At 42.7% G+C, this 17588-nt stretch carries 16 protein-coding genes; 10 read left to right on the plus strand and 6 right to left on the minus strand.

Features of this window, described 5'->3' with window-relative positions; all coding sequences use genetic code 11:
- Positions 1–2: 2 nt before the first annotated feature.
- The 4 genes from AC1DO4_RS14805 (at position 3) to AC1DO4_RS14820 (ending at position 2998) form a co-directional block, all read left to right on the plus strand.
- Positions 3–737 (plus strand): lysophospholipid acyltransferase family protein, encoded by a 735-nt coding sequence (locus AC1DO4_RS14805; RefSeq protein WP_477417089.1) that lies wholly within the window; start codon positions 3–5, stop codon positions 735–737.
- A gap of 379 nt (positions 738–1116) precedes the next feature.
- Complete coding sequence (locus tag AC1DO4_RS14810) at positions 1117–1590, plus strand: ribonuclease H-like YkuK family protein (protein WP_295717807.1); 474 nt, start codon at positions 1117–1119, stop codon at positions 1588–1590.
- A 60-nt stretch (positions 1591–1650) separates the two neighbouring features.
- Positions 1651–2487 (plus strand): sulfurtransferase, encoded by an 837-nt coding sequence (locus tag AC1DO4_RS14815; RefSeq protein WP_477417091.1) that lies wholly within the window; start codon positions 1651–1653, stop codon positions 2485–2487.
- 37 nt (positions 2488–2524) lie between these two features.
- Positions 2525–2998, plus strand: coding sequence for an SRPBCC family protein (locus AC1DO4_RS14820; protein WP_477417093.1), 474 nt, complete (start codon positions 2525–2527; stop codon positions 2996–2998).
- A 53-nt stretch (positions 2999–3051) separates the two neighbouring features.
- Here the strand turns inward: AC1DO4_RS14820 and AC1DO4_RS14825 are convergent, their stop codons facing one another.
- Together AC1DO4_RS14825 and AC1DO4_RS14830 are read right to left on the minus strand one after the other, a co-directional pair.
- Complete coding sequence (locus AC1DO4_RS14825) at positions 3052–4155, minus strand: NADH:flavin oxidoreductase (protein WP_477417095.1); 1104 nt, start codon at positions 4153–4155, stop codon at positions 3052–3054.
- Between the two features lie 30 nt (positions 4156–4185).
- A complete protein-coding gene (locus AC1DO4_RS14830) occupies positions 4186–4482 on the minus strand; it encodes an ArsR/SmtB family transcription factor (RefSeq protein ID WP_477407208.1) in 297 nt (98 codons plus the stop codon).
- Positions 4483–5019: 537 nt separating this feature from the next.
- On the opposite strand from AC1DO4_RS14830, the gene AC1DO4_RS14835 reads away from it, so the two are divergent.
- Positions 5020–6468: a serine hydrolase gene (locus tag AC1DO4_RS14835; RefSeq protein ID WP_477417098.1), complete on the plus strand. Its 1449-nt coding sequence runs from the start codon at positions 5020–5022 to the stop codon at positions 6466–6468.
- Between the two features lie 195 nt (positions 6469–6663).
- Here the strand turns inward: AC1DO4_RS14835 and AC1DO4_RS14840 are convergent, their stop codons facing one another.
- From AC1DO4_RS14840 to AC1DO4_RS14850, 3 genes are all read right to left on the minus strand, one after another.
- The gene (locus AC1DO4_RS14840; RefSeq protein ID WP_477417100.1) at positions 6664–7443 is read right to left on the minus strand and encodes a hypothetical protein; all 780 of its coding nucleotides are present in this window, start codon (positions 7441–7443) and stop codon (positions 6664–6666) included.
- A gap of 75 nt (positions 7444–7518) precedes the next feature.
- The gene (locus AC1DO4_RS14845) at positions 7519–8256 is read right to left on the minus strand and encodes a hypothetical protein (RefSeq protein ID WP_477417102.1); all 738 of its coding nucleotides are present in this window, start codon (positions 8254–8256) and stop codon (positions 7519–7521) included.
- A 630-nt stretch (positions 8257–8886) separates the two neighbouring features.
- Positions 8887–9363 carry a DUF6702 family protein gene (locus tag AC1DO4_RS14850; RefSeq protein WP_477417104.1) on the minus strand — a complete coding sequence of 159 codons (477 nt, stop codon included), beginning with the start codon at positions 9361–9363 and terminating at the stop codon, positions 8887–8889.
- 756 nt (positions 9364–10119) lie between these two features.
- Here AC1DO4_RS14850 and AC1DO4_RS14855 point away from each other — a divergent pair.
- The 4 genes from AC1DO4_RS14855 (at position 10120) to AC1DO4_RS14870 (ending at position 15412) form a co-directional block, all read left to right on the plus strand.
- Entirely contained in the window at positions 10120–10710 is a 591-nt protein-coding gene (locus AC1DO4_RS14855) for a HupE/UreJ family protein (RefSeq protein WP_477417106.1), read from the plus strand.
- Complete coding sequence (locus AC1DO4_RS14860) at positions 10707–13043, plus strand: M1 family metallopeptidase (protein WP_477417108.1); 2337 nt, start codon at positions 10707–10709, stop codon at positions 13041–13043. Before AC1DO4_RS14855 ends, AC1DO4_RS14860 begins: the two co-directional genes overlap by 4 nt.
- A 241-nt stretch (positions 13044–13284) precedes the next feature.
- Positions 13285–13917: a hypothetical protein gene (locus tag AC1DO4_RS14865; protein WP_477417110.1), complete on the plus strand. Its 633-nt coding sequence runs from the start codon at positions 13285–13287 to the stop codon at positions 13915–13917.
- Positions 13918–13987: 70 nt separating this feature from the next.
- Entirely contained in the window at positions 13988–15412 is a 1425-nt protein-coding gene (locus AC1DO4_RS14870) for a hypothetical protein (protein WP_477417112.1), read from the plus strand.
- Between the two features lie 77 nt (positions 15413–15489).
- Here the strand turns inward: AC1DO4_RS14870 and AC1DO4_RS14875 are convergent, their stop codons facing one another.
- Complete coding sequence (locus tag AC1DO4_RS14875; protein WP_477417114.1) at positions 15490–16659, minus strand: hypothetical protein; 1170 nt, start codon at positions 16657–16659, stop codon at positions 15490–15492.
- Between the two features lie 570 nt (positions 16660–17229).
- Here AC1DO4_RS14875 and AC1DO4_RS14880 point away from each other — a divergent pair.
- Positions 17230–17547, plus strand: a complete 318-nt coding sequence (locus AC1DO4_RS14880) for a DUF6660 family protein (protein WP_477417116.1) — start codon at positions 17230–17232, stop codon at positions 17545–17547.
- Positions 17548–17588 lie beyond the last annotated feature (41 nt).

Here is a 17588-nt window from a genome sequence, read left to right on the forward strand (position 1 = left end):
GAATGAAAAAATTTTTAGGCTATTTCCTTACCCCGATAGCTACCGGGATGTTTTTACTGGTACTTATTATATTTCAACCTATACAGTGGGTGTGCTTTCGTTTTTTTGGTTATTCGGCACATAAAAGGTCGGTTGATATCCTGAATCTGTTCCTTTTTCGCTCGATATACCTGTTAGGGAATACAGTTACCTTTATAAATAAACAAAACCTGCCGCTTGGGCGGCCTATCATTTTTCTGGCCAATCACCAGGGGCTGCTTGATATACCACCCCTCATCTGGTACCTGCGCAAATATCACGCTAAGTTTATATCAAAAATTGAGCTTACCAAGGGTATACCCTCTATATCCTACAACTTGAGGCATGGCGGCGGTGCTAATATTGACCGTAAAGACGGCCGGCAATCCATCGGCGAAATTGTAAAACTGGCCCAGCGAATGAAGGAGAATAAATGGTCGGCAGTGATATTTCCTGAGGGTACCCGCTCAACCGATGGTACCGTAAAAACATTCCAGGTTGGCGGAATAGCCACCATACTAAAAAAATGCCCCGAAGCCCTGCTGGTACCTATCGCCATAAAAAATTCCTGGAAAATGATCCAATACGGGCAGTACCCACTCAATACTTTTACGGCAATGACCTGGGAGGTGCTTTCACCAATTGAACCCGCGGGGCGGTCCGTTGAAGAGCTGGTGCTTGAGGCGGAGAATATGATTAGGGCACGATTACAGGATTAAACACGATTACGGAATTGGGCAGGATTTACAGGATTTTTTGATGTGCAGATGATGTCCTTTCCTGTTGTTTCTACTTCATAAATAAATTTTCTCTTTTGTTCGGAATTTATCGAATTTCTGGAATTTTTACTTGTATTTGGGGAGCCGATAAATTCTAAAAATTCATTAATTCGATAAATTCAGGGTCAGGCATTTTCTGCGCATAATCCTGTAAATCCTGCCCAATCCCTAAGTCGTGTTAAAAAATTCCCTTATATGTTGATATTCAGCTAAATGTTAACAAATAAATTACAGTCAGTTTACGTTTATATGGAACCTTATCGCTTATTTTTATAGACCTATAAAGTGGGTCGGCTAAAATTAACTTAAAACAATTTTTATGACCTGGAGAAAGTTCAGCGGTGAGGTGATCCAATCGCCCATTATGGAAGAGGTTGAAAGGGCAATTGAACGCGAAGCCAACCTTGGTAACAAGCTTAAAGTATGTATCGGAACCGATTCGCAGGTTAAGGGCACCGTAACTGATTTTGCTACAGTTATTGTTTTTGTGCGCGAGCAGCGCGGCGCTTTTATGTTTATTCACCAGGAGCGAACGTCGCAAAAAATGAGCATCAAGGAACGGATGCTGAGCGAGGTGCAAAAATCCATCGACATTGCTTACAAGCTTTGCGATTTGCTCGACCTGTATGATGTGGAACTGGAGGTACATGCCGACATTAATACCAACCCAATGTTTAAATCCAACCAGGCGCTGCACGAGGCAATGGGTTATATCCTGAGCATGGGCTTTGTATTTAAGGCTAAACCCGAGGCTTTTGCAAGCTCCTACTGCGCCAATAAAATAGTGCAGTAAAAAGCGTAAAACACAAAGTGGTGTATTTATATTTGGTCTTTACTACAGATCGAAAAAACTATGTCGCCACTAATTGAAATTAACGATCCGGCTATCGCCGGCCCGAACACTATACTTATCGATGCCCGCGCCGGGAAAGATACCCATGACCGCTACCTCGCCGGCCACCTTAAAAATGCTGCTTATGTTGACCTGGATAGGGATCTGGCAGCCCCGGTTACCAATGCTGCTATCGGCGGCAGGCACCCTTTACCCGATATTATTGATTTTGCGGCCCTGCTGGGCAAATTAGGTATAACACCCGATAGTCATGTTGTTGTGTACGATGATAAGGCTGCGGCTTTTGGCGGCGCCCGTTTCTGGTGGATGCTGAAAGCTATTGGTCATCAACATGTACAGGTATTGAATGGCGGCCTGCAAGCTGCTGTAAACGCCGATATTGAACTAAGTACAGAAGAATATACACCAACAGCGGTTGATCCATATCCTATAGCCGGTGGGTACCAGGGTACAGTTGTTATTGATGAGGTTGGCGCTGCAGCACATGACCCGGGCCGGATTGTTATTGATGTACGTGAAAGCCCGCGTTATTTAGGCCAGACCGAACCGCTCGACCTGATAGCAGGCCACATCCCCGGTGCATACAACCTGCCTTATATTACTAACCTTGATGTTGACGGTAAATATCTGCCTGCCGAGGCCCTGCGTAAAATTTATGATGAAGCGATTGACAATGTAACTCATGAGGATATCATTGTTCACTGCGGATCGGGTGTTACGGCCTGCCATACGCTTTTGGGTATGGAATATGCAGGTATTACCGGCCCTAAATTGTATGTTGGTTCATGGAGTGAATGGTCAAGGCGCGATTTGCCAATTGGCACTACTGAAAGATAAGGTAAAATAAATGAGTATTTAATTTGTCGATTCGTCAGTGAAAACATACGTTTTAAAAGCCGAACAAAAGATACCCATCAGTTTGGACGAGGCCTGGAGTTTTTTTTCGTCGCCGGTTAACCTGGCTAAGATAACGCCGCCCGGGATGGGGTTTGTAATAACATCTGATTATGCCGCGGATGCAAAGGTGTACACCGGGATGATCATCACCTACAAGATATCGCCCCTGTTGGGCATCAAAATGAATTGGATGACCGAGATTACGCACGTGTCCGCCAAACAATACTTTGTGGATGAGCAGCGCTTTGGCCCCTATGCAATGTGGCATCACCAGCACCATTTTAAAGAGATAAAAGGCGGTGTGCAGATGAATGATATTTTACATTACGCCATCCCATATGGTGTTATCGGGCAGATAGTCAATAGCGTTTATGTAGGGAAAGAGGTTAACAAAATATTCGCCTTTAGGGAGAAGGCTATTGAGCAAATGTTTGGGGTTTATAAGGGATAGTTATATTAAAAATAAGTCGTGCCGAAGTAAATCCGGCACGACTTATTCTTAAATTATACTAACTCCATCAAAGCCTCTTTGCTAAAGCCTTTCAATTCATTTGTACGTTCTTCGCGGATCTTTTGTACCCAATGAGGATCGGCCAATAATGGGCGGCCAACGGCTACCAGGTCAAAATCGCCCCGGTCCATACGGCGTAATAATTCATCTAATGAGCTTGGGTTTGAGCTTGCACCTGCAAATGCGCTAAGGAATTCGCCATCAAGCCCAACCGAACCAACGGTGATTGTTGCTTTACCGGTTACCTTTTTTGCCCATCCGGCAAAGTTCAAGTCCGATCCTTCAAAATCGGTTTCCCAGAAACGGCGTTGCGAGCAATGGAAAATATCTACACCGGCATTGGCCAAAGGGTTTAACCATGCTTCCAGTTCCTGTGGGGTTTTAGCCAGCAGGTTATTATATTCAGCAGGTTTCCATTGTGATAGGCGGATGATAGTGGCAAAATCATCACCAACCTGTTTCCTTACTTCTTTAATTACTTCAACCGCAAAACGGCTACGCTCGGCCAGGGTTTTACCACCGTATATATCGGTACGTTTGTTGGTAGCATCCCAAAAAAACTGGTCTATCAAATAACCATGGGCGCCATGGATCTCCACGCAATCAAAACCTAACCTTTTGGCGTCGGCAGCTGCACGGCCAAACGCGGCAATGGTATCGGCAATATCAGCATCGGTCATGGTATTGCCATTGTAATTGCCCGGCTTGTTTAAACCTGATGGCCCTTCAAATGGCTGTGACGGAACCCAGCCCGAATGATGGTTGTCCATTATGCCCATGTGCCAGATCTGTGGCGCCATAGCGCCACCGGCGCCATGTACACCCTCAATTACATTTTGCCAGCCGGCCAATGCCTGTTCGCCATAAAAATGTGGTATGTTGGCATCGTTTGACGATGAAACGCGGTCAATTACAGTGCCTTCAGATAAAATTAAACCCACTTCGCCTTCGGCACGTTTGCGGTAATAAGCTGCAACGCCGTCAGTTGGTACTCCGTTGGGCGAAAATGAACGTGTCATAGGCGCCATTACTATGCGGTTTTTGATATTTAATGATTTCAGGCTAAACGGCCTGAACAAAGTGCTGTTAGTGCTCATTGTATATGTATTTAGATGGTAAATGCTTGATTATAATTCCGATTCAACCAGTTTGCTCAGGGCTGCAAATGCTTCTTCATTGCGTTTGTAATAGGTCCATTGGCCAACGCGAGTAGCGGTAACCAGGCCGGTACGCTGCATGAGGGCTAAATATTCGGAAATGGTAGACTGGGTGAGCCCTGATTTATGCTGGATTTGTCCCACGCAAACCCCGTTTTCAAAACCGCCTTCCTGTTCGGGGAAACTTTTTTCGGGTTCTTTAAGCCATTGCAATATTTGCAACCTGGCTTTGTTCGATAATGCTTTAAAAATCTCCAACTGATCCATGTGACAAATATATATCGACTTTTCCCGATATTCCAATTAATAATGTAGAGATGACATTAGATTGATGATGTAAACTAGTCACAGGACTAATAACCAAAAGGGTAAAGCTATTTCAGGACCTGGCAGCTGATTGACCGTTCCACCGGAGCGGTGGAACGCACTGGAACGGTGTGGAACGCCTTGGTGTTGATTGTCAGCGATTTAAGTTTTGGTAAAACAGGGAATGGAACACTTTTGTACTGATAGTCAGTGTGTTATGTTTTTCAGTAAAACGCCAGATTTTCAATAAAATCGCATTTTGGGTGAAAAATACGCCATTTACCCATGTTATAGGAAGGTTTAGAAGAAATAAGATCTGACAGCAATATGTCTAAAACGTTCAAATTAATGAGGTGTTCTTTAAGAGTCTGTATATTTAGTTACATCTCTTTTGTTTTGATTTGTTATTGATTTTATCCATATTTTAGAATTATATTTTGTTTTTATTATAAATTCAAAATTAAATTCTATTTTCGCTTTGTAATTAGAACTTATGCTATGAAGAATTTACAGAATTTACTGATTCTTATATTGGTTTTAGTGGTGGGGGATGTGATTGCCCAACCCAATGCTGCAGCAAAAATAAAACAGGTAGAAACGGGTTTGTTTGCCCCGATACAAATTGAGGGTGAAGCGCCATGGACCATTACAGAACGCATGATTTATTACAAAGTACCAGGGCTAAGCATAGCGGTTATCCAAAACTATCGGGTAATTTGGGCTAAAGGATATGGCTTTGCAAATGACAGCGCTAAAACACCGGTAACTACCCAAACGCTTTTCCAGGCGGGATCTATCAGTAAATCGTTAAATGCCGTAGGGGTACTTAAATTGGTGCAGGGTAAAAAACTCGATCTGTATAGCGATATTAACAACTATTTAACCAGCTGGAAATTCCCTTATGATAGTTTATCAAAGGGAAAAAAGATAACCCTGGCCAACTTGCTTAGCCATAGCGCCGGGTTAAATTTACATGGCTTTGGCGGATACCTGCAAGGGCAACCGCTGCCAACGTTAGTTCAGGTGCTTAACGGCGAGAAACCCGCCAATACCCCGCTCATACGTTCGATGTATGAGCCGGGTTTAAAATTTGAATATTCGGGTGGTGGTACTATGATATCGCAGCTGATAGTGACTGACGTAACGCACACGGATTATGCAACTTATATGAAAAAAGAAGTGCTAACACCCTTGGGTATGACTGGTAGCACCTTTAGCCAACCACCAAACGATGCCAATGCATCCCTTTTGGCAACCGCGTACAACCTGTACGGTAACCCTATTCCCGGTAAATTCCATATTTACACGGAGCAGGCTGCCGCCGGTTTGTGGACAAACCCAACCGATCTTGCGAAATTCATCATCGAAATGCAGAAGGCTTATGCAGGCAAATCGGTTAAGGTATTAAATCACGCCAGCGTGAAGACGATGTTCACGCCTTATGTAAGTAAGGATGTGGCTTTGGGCGTTTTTGTTACCAGGGATGACAGCACTTTGTATTTTAGCCATGATGGGGTTGATGCCGGTTTTTGTGCCAAGTATTTTGGAAGTATGGAAGCCGGTAATGGTGTAGCAGTTATGGTTAACAGCGCCAGGGGCGATATATTGACCGAGGTGGTAAATAGTGTTGCAAAAGTTTACGGCTTTAACGGCTTATATAAAACCAATGTTAAAAAGATAGTAACCGTACCTGTAGAAATGCTGCAAACCTATATCGGCGAATTTGAGTTGGCGCCAAAACGAGGATTAACTATCTTTATGGAAGACGGGCGTTTGTTTGTACGGGTAAGTGGCGACATTAAAAAACAATTATATGCTCAATCGGCAACAAGGTTTTTTTTGAAGGAGCTTCCTTACGAGCTTGAGTTTTTACCGGATACTACAGGAAAAGCCAACCTTACTTTGTATGGGGATGGCGGTAAACATATGTTGAAAAGGCTGAAATAATGGTTTCCCCCTTTAGGGAAAACCAACACATATAGTAACTTTTAAATTGCTATGGTTAGCTAATGTTAAGTTAATAGTACCAAGTCTTGAGTCAAAAGTTAGATCTATTCTCTTTTGACTTAAGAACTTAAGACTTTCGGCTAAAGACTATCCGTCATAACACTACTAAGATCAATGAGCAATTGAACCCCTTAATTACCAAATAAACAAAGGTACAAGCCATATTGGCGATATGTAATACGGATCATAATACGGCTCGTAATATGTTATTGTTTCTTCTTCAACAACGGTAGTAGTAGTGCCACCGCCGCCGCCGTTATTGCTGTTGCTATTTTGTTTTTCTTCTTCCTCCATGAGCCTTATCATCAGCTCCGATCCCTGGTTTATCATATCTACCATGGCATCTTTGCCCACGTCTTCGGGTTTTATGGCGGTATTGCAAATTTCTTCTATTTCGTTCCAGGCATCATCTACCATCAAATCATTTTGCCAGCCGGCCGCAGTTGTATCAAACCTGTTTTCATTGATGAACGACATAAACACAATTTCTGCAGGATCTGCCTTTTTAAACATGGCTACGGCAATACGCAGGTCGTCAAATCGTTCGTCGTTGGTGAAATCAAACCAGGCATCATCGGTATCAAAATCAAAATAGCTGTCGAAAGCGAATTCGCCTTTTTCAAGATCTACAAATGAAAAAACATCATAAACCTTCAGGTATTCGGTATAACGCTTCATAAAGGTATCAAACACACCCCGGCCCTTTGAACTAACCCGGTAGCCGGAGCCCGAGGTAATGATATAGCCGTTGGCAACAAGTTGGGTAAATAAAGGCTGCAGCGCGGCATCGTCACCATGAGCGCTGCCGCTAAACTGGTGGTTGCCATTTATCATTTCGTTTAAAAGGACGATTGCCTTAAACGTTTTTTTATTATCGTCGGATAAAACGGTATTTTTTCTTAATTGGATAGCCATATCTACAGTTCAGAACGGTTTTCTGTAAAGTTTGTGAATAAAAATCTATAAAAATTTAGATATATGGAGATGATTTTAGCGCCTGCGGCCAAATCCGCCGCGGCTGCGCCCAAAGCTTGATCTGCTGCCGTTTGATCTGCTGCCGCCAAATCCGCCGCTCCTTACCCTGCTGTTTGAATTGCGGGAACCGAACGATCTTTGCGACCGTGTGGGCTGGCTTAAGCTGCTCCGGCTGCTGCTTCTTGACGACATTGCCGACGAGGTGGTGGGCCTGAAGGCAGTGTAAGTACGGGTGCGGGTATAATACGATGGATAGTACCCGTAATGGTACATAGGCATATAATAGCTATGCGGGCGTAAAAAGTAGCTTAATATCAGTACATCGGTTAACGAAAATGAGGAATGGTAATAGTTATTATATCCCGCATAGCTTGGGTTACCCTGTATACTCATATCGGCAGTATTGTTATTGTCCGTAGGGCCAACCTTGATACTGGCAACCGTTACCGATTCGGAATTGCTAACGTCATCAATTACCTTAAGGTTGTTATTATCGGCTTCCTGTACCTTCAGGTAATCAATATTGCCATCCTTATCCAGGTCCAGGTTATTTATCTGGTTAGCAGGGTTATTAATAGCTTTCTCCAGCGTTTGCGGATCGGTGCTGGTTTTAACAAACTGGGCAAGCTTATTTACGTCGAAACCGGCAGTGGTGTTGTTTTCAATAGTTACATTATTTTGCTGTGGCTGCCTTTGGCTACACGCCGAAACCAGCAATACTAAACCTGTAAGTGCTATAAATATTTTTTTCATGCTGTTTTTTAATGATTTGCCGAACATGGCAGTTTGTTGGTTATGGTTTGTGCCGGCCGGTTTTTTTGTATTTAAGTTTTTTGTTTAGTTAGATGTGGGGACACAGTGCTATGTTACAAAAAAAATATACTATTTGAAAGAGGATGGGAGTATTAGGCCTTTTGTCGTCCTGGGTAATTAAATCCAGGAACTCAGAAAGACGGAATGACGTTTTTGCATGGCGCATAATCGACTCACCCCGACATCGCTGCGCTCGTCACCCCTCTCTCCGCTTCGCGCATAGAGGGGATTTGAAAAATCAATGAAAATGTTTTAAACCCTCTTTCCAACGAAGTTGAAGGGGTGGCCATCCGCCGACTGGCGGAGCAGCCGGGATGAGTCGTTGCCTGCATTCAAAGCCGATTGCCACGTTTAAACCTAATACGTCATAGATACCGATAGCGAAGGATCTGTTCTCAGCCACACCTCTTCGCCCTGGATAGTCTACGAATAGATGTTCACTACGTTACATGACAAACAGTTTTATCATGTTAAATCAATCAAAACATCATCTGCACATCTGAAATCTATAATTTGCACATCTGCAGTGCATCATCTGCACATTTGAAATCTGAAATCTGCACATCTGATTTAAAATTCAAACGCCGCGTCACTATCCGGATTATCCAACTTAGTGCTCTTTCGCTCACCGGCCACCGTTACGTGCAGCATATTGATCTGCTCGGCATGTTCGCTGAAAAGGATATCGTCATGAACATCAATTTTTTTCACTTTGCTGATGCCTTTCACTTCAAAATAAATCCAGGCGGCATCTTCCTGTATCTCGTAACCAACATAGCTTAAATTAAGCGCTTTGCTGTCGGCCTTAATGAGCAAATGCTTTTTAATGTAATCGTTAAGCATCTGGTTCATTTTGGCTTTATCCTTCGGGTGTACAATATCAACAGGCGTTTTGTATTGTTTTTCGATGGTGCGTTCCAGGTCGTCGTAAAAAATACGGCAGCTTACTTCAACGCTTTGGTTTTTGGCATTGTGGTTAATGGTGGTAACGCTTACAAAAAAGGGGTGGAAAAAGCTAAACCAGCTTATGATGAATATTTTTAACATATATTGACAATAGTTCAATTTTAAACGATAACAAGGCGTAGCAGATGCAGAGGAGGCACCTACGGAGCCAACACACTTTTCATTCTTTCTATAAACACGTAGCTCCTAACGGAGCTTGCTATGCTTACCTAAGTATTATTGCTAATCCTTAGGGGTTGTTTAAAAATAGATAAAGACTGTCATTGCTTCGTACCTACCTGTGACTTATTCGTCTTTCAAGGTGTAAAGGTCTATCAGTCCTGAGCCTGTCGAAGACTCATGCGCAGAGACCTTTGCCCACTATGCTTCGACAGGCTACCCATGACATGTTTGGTTTTACACAAACATTGGCTTAAACGCCGGCCACGACTCACCCCGGCTACGCTATGCTGGCCGACCCTCTCTCCGGCTGTGCCGCAAAGAGGGTGAAGCTTAATTTTGTTTTATTGCCCCTCTATGCAACGCAGTTGGAGAGAGGGGCAGACGGGCGTAGCCTCGTCGGGGTGAGTCGACTCGCAGCCATGCGATATACGTCATTTCCCCTTTCAGAGTCCACGGATTTTGACGACCAGTTTTTTATTTTTAAACAGCCTCTTAGTAAATTCCTCAGACCACAATCCGACCCCATCGGGCTCAGGTGTTTATAGCAATAACCGTATAGCTTCCTGGCTCCGCAGGCGCCTGCTATAACCTGCGTGCTATAAACGGACCGTATCGCACGGGTATTTTATTTTCGACAAAAAACGTTATTTTTATTCGCAATTGCGAATTAACTCAATGACTGACTTTTCATTATACTTCCAGTTGGGATGGCAACACATCTGCAACTGGGAGGGGTACGACCATATTTTATTTGTAACCGTACTATGCGGTACCTACCTGCTTGCCGACTGGCGCAAGGTGCTGGTATTGGTTACAGCATTCACTATTGGGCACTCTATCACACTGGCTTTAAGTGTGTTAAATGTCATTCGCATCAATACTTCGCTTATTGAGTTCCTTATTCCGGTTACTATTGTTTTTACCAGTTTGGTTAATGTGCTCAATAAAAAGCGCACAGCCAATACCATGCGGCTTAACTATTTTTTAGCCTTATTTTTTGGGCTCATCCATGGCATGGGTTTCTCCAACTACCTTAAAAGTTTGTTGGGCAGCAGCAGTAATATTGCGGCGCAGCTGTTCGCTTTTAACCTTGGGCTTGAGTTTGGGCAGGTTTTAATTGTAATATCTGCGTTACTTATCTCTTATTTGCTTATCAAATTTACCAAAACACCAGGGCGTGACTGGACACTGTTCCTCTCGTCGGCTATATTTGGAATTGCTTTTATAATGTGTATCGAACGTTTTTTTCTAATTAAATTCAGATGAATAAATTTTACCCGGCTCTATTTTCATGCCTGATGCTGGCTTCGGCATCATGGGCACAACACGACAACAACCCCGGCTCCAATCACGGTAATCGTTTTGAGCAGTTGGGCACCATGCTAAGCACGCCAAACGGTTATCGCTCGGCATCCGGCGCACCTGGTCCGCAATATTGGCAGCAAAAAGCCGATTACGACATCAACGCCACCCTTAACGATGATAAGCAGCGTTTGGATGGATCGGAAACAATAACCTATACCAACAACTCGCCCGATGCACTTACTTACCTGTGGCTGCAGCTTGATGAAAATCAGCATAAAAAAGATGGGGAAGCTTCAAAAATGAATGAAAGCAAAATGCAGGGCAAAATGAGCATTCGCCAGTTGCAGGGCATCATGGGCACCCAGCTTGACCTGGGTAACCATATTGAAAGCGTAAAGGATGTTAATGGCCGTGCGCTTAGCTTTACCATTAACGAAACCATGATGCGCATTGAATTGCCGGTAGCTTTGCAGCATGGGCAAAAATTTAAGTTTAAGGTTAACTGGTGGTATAATATATCCGACAGGATGACCATTGGCGGTCGCGGCGGTTACGAGTATTTTCCCGAGGACAACAATTACCTGTATACCATGACGCAATGGTACCCAAGGATGGCTGTTTACAGCGATTTCCAGGGATGGCAAAATAAGCAATTTATTGGCAGCGGTGAGTTTGCCTTAACCTTTGGCGATTTTAAAGTGAACATTAACGTACCTGCCGATCATGTGGTGGGTGGTACAGGTCAATGTTCAAACTACGCGCAAACATTAACTGCCGCCCAGCTAAAACGCTGGAACGCGGCCCAGTCTGCAACCTCGCCGGTTGAGGTTGTAAATTTAGAGGAGGTAAAAAACACCATGAAAGGCCATGCAGCCGCCCGCAAAACATGGGCTTTCCATGCCGAAAACGTGCGTGATTTTGCGTGGGTATCATCACGCCGGATAGTATGGGATGCCATGAGTACCCAGATAGAGGGCGGTAAAAAGGTAATGGCAATGTCGTACTATGGTCCCGAGGCTTATCCGCTTTACCGCAAATATTCAACCAAGGTTGTTGCGCATACCTTACGCGCCTATTCAAAACATACTATCCCTTACCCTTACCCGGTTGCTATTTCTGTTGAGGCCGCAAACGGTATGGAGTACCCGATGATCTGCTTTAACTTTGGCAGGGCCGAAAAGGATGGTACTTACAGCGAGGCTACCAAGAACGGGATGATAGGCGTTATCATCCACGAGGTTGGCCACAACTTTTTCCCCATGATTGTAAACTCCGATGAGCGCCAGTGGACCTGGATGGACGAAGGCCTGAACACCTTTTGCCAGTACATGGCCGAGCAGGAGTGGGACCCTAAATTCCCATCGTCACGTGGGCCGGCTTACAAGATAGTGGATTACATGAAGATGCCAAAGAACCAGCTGGAGCCTATCATGACCAACTCCGAAAACATTATCATGTTTGGTCCCAATGCTTACGCAAAACCTGCAACAGCCTTAAACATACTGCGCGAAACCGTAATGGGGCGCGAGCTTTTTGACTATGCTTTTAAAACCTACGCCAAACGCTGGGCCTTTAAGCACCCAACACCCGAAGACCTGTTCCGTACCATGGAAGATGCCTCGGCTGTTGACCTTGACTGGTTTTGGCGCGGATGGTTTTACGGAACCGAGCCGGTGGATGTATCATTGGATAGCGTAAAATACTACCGTTTAAATACCAAAAACCCGGCTGTTGAAGGCGCTACAGACCGCGCCGCATTTGAGCATAATCTCGAGAACATCAGCACCACCCGTAACAAAGCAGCCGGAACCCGCTTTGCTGTGGAGGCCGATACCGCATTGCAGGATTTTTATACCAAATGGGACCGTTTCGCGGCAACGCCAATGACCACTAAAAGCTACCAGGATATGTACAGCGGCTTAACTCCCGACGAGAAGAAACTGTACGATAGCAAAAGCTATTTTTACGAGCTTACCTTCAGCAACAAAGGCGGCCTGGTGAGCCCCATCATTATTGAGTGGACCTATGCCGATGGTACCACGGAGATAGACAATATCCCGGCTTACATATGGCGTAAAAACGAATTTAAGGTGAGCAAGGTGTTTGCCAAAACCAAAGAAGTAAAATCAATCAGGCTCGACCCATACCGCCAAACGGCCGATACAGACGAGGCCAACAACAGCTGGCCAAGGGAGTACGCCCCAAGCAGGTTCGAGCTGTTCAAGCAACAAGCAGTGCCCAGAGGCTCAACACCGGGCAGTAACCCGATGCAGGATGCCAGGAAAACTAATTAATAAAGAAGCCCCCGATGTGATTGGGGGCTTTTTTGTGGGGTAGTTGTTTTGGAATTTAACTCTTTCAATAACATTAACCTTACCTATTCTTTTTCATTCGATTTGATATTTCGTTATTTTACATGGCTAAAAATAAGTGTCTTAAAATATTTTAAATATCACATTGTCAATTATTTGTATATTACATATTATTGTTTTAAATTTATCATCAGTTAAACCTAGACTTATCAAAATTGCTCCAATGGATATTAAAGATTTCCAAGCCAAATTAATGCCATTTTTAATTACAGTTATTTCTCTGTTAGCTGTGGTTTACTTGGTTTTTTTCTTCTTAGAGACTAACGATATTCAAAATGCATTGGCAAAGCCTCCAATTTTCCAGGAAAGTATCACGCTAAAAAACAACTCACTAAATGAAAAAAAATGGGATAACCTGTACACTTTAGAACAATTTGCATTAAGTAATAGATATTATCATGCAAGATTAATTGTGAGAAGCAGGATCTTAATTATTTCTCTTTCCTTTTTAACTGGAATCACATTGTCAATTATTGGAGCAATTTTTATTCTAAGCAAATATTCCGAAAAGCACACCGAAATTGGAGCAGGTAACGAAAAGTTGAACGTTAAGTTAGTTTCATCTTCTCCTGGTATTATCTTATCATTTTTAGGAATAGTACTAATTTCTATTTCAGTATTTTCCAAGACAAATTTAAGTGTAATTGATTCTCCGATATATATACCGGATTTATCATTGGATACAATAGCAAACCCGATTAATTTACCTATCACTAATAAATCTGAATTGGAAAAAAGAAAAACGGTTAACCGCAGGAAAAAGGAAATTTTAGATTCACTATATAAAGAATTATGAACCAATGAAGTTTTGCATAAGTATTTTAATACTAATAAGCTCCTACAGCGTTTCTTTTGGCCAAAATCAAATGAAGCTTATAATAGACAAATAYCGCTGTGGAAAGTATGAGGAAGTGATTAGTATGGGTAAAAAGTATAGGGAAACGCTGAATGGCAAAGGTATCCCTGCACTTGACTACATGATACTTACCAGTATCTGTATGAATCCATCAAAAAAAGAAAAGGCCTGCAAAATTTCTGCACTAATTTTAGATGATTATTATAAGGGAATTAGTCGCAATGATATAGCATTAATGAAAGAAGGATTTTCCTCAATCTGCAACTCCAATTCTATTTTAAATAACGATTTAATTGCTAAAATTAAGAATAGTCAATATATAGATAGACGAAAACCAGGAGGGGTCTTCGCAGAGTTTAAAAGTTATCATATAATACATGGTGGATTTTTAAACAAGCCAAATTTTAACAAAATTACTATTAGTGCTGTTGAGAAAACTGCCGAGGAATCGACTTTCAAAAATGACTCAATTAGTAATTTAAGTAATGAGATTGTGGATAACTTAGTTAGCAAAAGATGCAAAAAGAATGATGCGTTAGGAATTAAAAGAGCCATTAATAGATATGGGGTGGGAACAAAATATTTTGTAACACAAAACTTTTTGATAATCTCAGCTAAGAAAAATCCAATTAATCTTTCAAAGGTAGGGGAGAATATGCAAAAAGTATTAGAGTTTTATAACACCAACTATGCCTTTGAATCTTCAGATGAGCTAGTGGTCATTAATTTAGCCACTAAACTCCCAGACTTGAAAGCAATTATAAATAAAATGTACGGCATCGTCATAGATTTTGACATTCTGGGGTATTCAAACAGATTTGACAATTGTATAACTGCCTGGATTGCAGATGCCAATAGTGTTGGTTCAATTAAGCATGAACTTATACATTTATTGCTAAAATCAAAATTTAGTAGTACGCCTCATTGGTTTGAAGAGGGATTGGCAGAATTATATGAGGAATCGCAATTTAATGATAAAGTTTTAATCGGAAGAAATAATTGGCGCCTTTCGATACTTCAGGCAAATCTTTTTAATTACTCAATTCTTGATTTAATTAATAATTCTGAATTCGAGCCAACTCCAACAGAAACAAATTTAATGAAGCAGAAGGCTATTAATTATATAAAAAAGTGGAATCCTTCCATTTATCAAAATGAAAGCACTCATATTGATATGGTTTTAGATGATTTTTTTAAAAATTATTTTAATTTATATAGGGATGCACTCTCAAGGTATTTCATTTTGTATTTACAGGATACGGGCAAACTGAAACCTTTATTTAATAATTTATTAAAAAGAGATGTTGAGTTATTTGATTTGGATAACTATGAAACGATTGAAACTGTTATAGAGAAATCATGTGATAAAACAGCTATGAAAGACGTCGAAAGTGAGTTTGAGGCTTGGTTAACGAAACAACATTTAGAAAATTAGTTAGTGTTAATACATATTTATTAATATTAAATTGAAAGTAAAAGAAGATATGTATCAATATTTCAAGGACAAACCACCTACAACTCATACGACGATTTCCTGCTAATCTCACTCACCAGATCCTTAATTAATTCCCGTCCGCTTTTCCAGCGCTTTAAGCGGTTGGCGTGTTGAATGCCCGGCCTGTCTTTAATTTCGAGATCCGGGTGGTAGTAATCCTGCATTATGGCTTTCATCGCGCTGTGGATGTCATAGGTGCTTCCGGTTAACGCGAGTTCCGGGTTGTTTTTTACCAGGTCGGCCAGGGCATTGGCCATGCTGGTGGCGTAGTAGGGGCAGTCCCAATCATGGCGATAAGGGTTATCGCCTTTAATATTTACCTTTTGTAGCGGGTGCGAAAGATCTTCTACAATCTCTGCTATCGCCTCGCCAAATACATGCGAATATTCGGCAATAAAATGATTCCACCAGCGCGGGTGATGGGGCAGTTCCTTGAGCAGGGTATCGCAAACCATAACGCGCCGGGGGAAGTCGGGATTTGCCGGGTCCATGATCACCAGGGATGTTCCAAAATGCCCCTCTTCCGGCGAATGCCTGCTGTAGATCACAAAAAATTGCGGCTGTGATTCACCCGCCTCATGCATGGCGGCTGTAAGCACTTTAACATCCTGTAAGCGCTCTTCCAAAAATCCACGTTTGAAAAGCACGTGTAGGTTACCTGCTGATTTTGCCGTGCAGCGCTTACTGTTTTCGTCAAATACATTCCCGTTTGCCGGGCGGCTGCTAAAATGATTGCCGCTGTTATACCGAATTTGTCCTGAATCGGGGGGATAGGTGCTGATATCCGCGGTATCGCCCGCTTCAGTCTGCTTGTAAGGATGAACCGAGCGGAACGGAATATGCATCCGTTCGCTATCCATCCTGCGGGCAAGGTTATAAATCCGTTGCTCCGTGGGTGCCAATAATGGATCGCCGCTGATGGGGTCAAAATAAACAGAACGTGCACGTCGGCCCAGGTGGCAGGCGATGGGACGGTTTTTTAACAACCGCTGGATTGGATGTCGCGTATTCAAAAAGAAATCCCGCAAGGCATCATTGGCCAGGTACTCATCCAATGGCTGATCAAACTGGAGCAGCGTTTTATCCTCATGGTTATACACCCATGCACGCAAAAAATTGCGCACTTCCCACTCGAAGCTGCGGTTGGCAGCTTCTGCTATTTCTATAGTGCAGATGGGGTGTTTCATAAACTTCCTTGGGACAAGTAATATCGTAGTAAAAAACGTGATAAAAGTCAAAAGATAATCATAATTAATACAAATGAGTAAATAGTTTTTATCTGAATAATGATGGCGTTGCCTGCGGCCGGGCCATCCGTTCATACGCACACAAGGCATTAAGCGCGGCCTACGCGCAGTGCCATCGCGCGGCGGGTATCCACTGCTGTCCCTAACGCTTTTGTCTGAACCGGAATTAAACGAATTAAAGAATTAACAGAATTTAAAAGCAAATTCTACAAATTCTAAAAATTCGTTTAATTCCGGTTCAGATGAAATTCTGTACATTCTAAAATTCTGAAAATTCCGGTTCAGACAAATGCATTAGCGATTGCAGCGGATACCTCCGTTAGCTAACGGATAAGGCCTTGTGCGCGTATGAGCGTAAAGCGCGGCCCGCAGGGAATGCCATTATTGGAGTATGGATTAAAGGATAGGAGTATGGATTAAAGGATAAAGGAACAAGGACTTCATCTATTAAATAAAATCATCCTGCTTACGTGGCTTTCACCTATCGCTAAATTATTTACCTTTGCCCCAATGAAGTTCCTTTGCTATATATCTGCCATCATTGTGCTGCTGCTTACGGCAAAGCCATGTTGTGCCGATAATGATTGTAGCATCAAAAACGCTATTGCGAAAAACACCCCGGCCAAATCATCGCCCAAAGAGAAAGATTGCCAGGGTTGTTCGCCATTTTTTGCATGCGGCTCATGTACCGGGTTTACCGTTACCAAAGCTATCGACCACACCTCGTTTTTATTGCCTACCATACCCGTTAAGCATGTTATTGCTTATAACAGGCCATATACCGAAGATGTTGCCCTTTCCATCTGGCAACCCCCGCAGATAAGTTAATACAAGCCACCATTACAGCTAAGCAGCTGATTGTTTTGTAT

It is taken from the genome of Mucilaginibacter sp. P5_A6 (assembly GCF_056400585.1).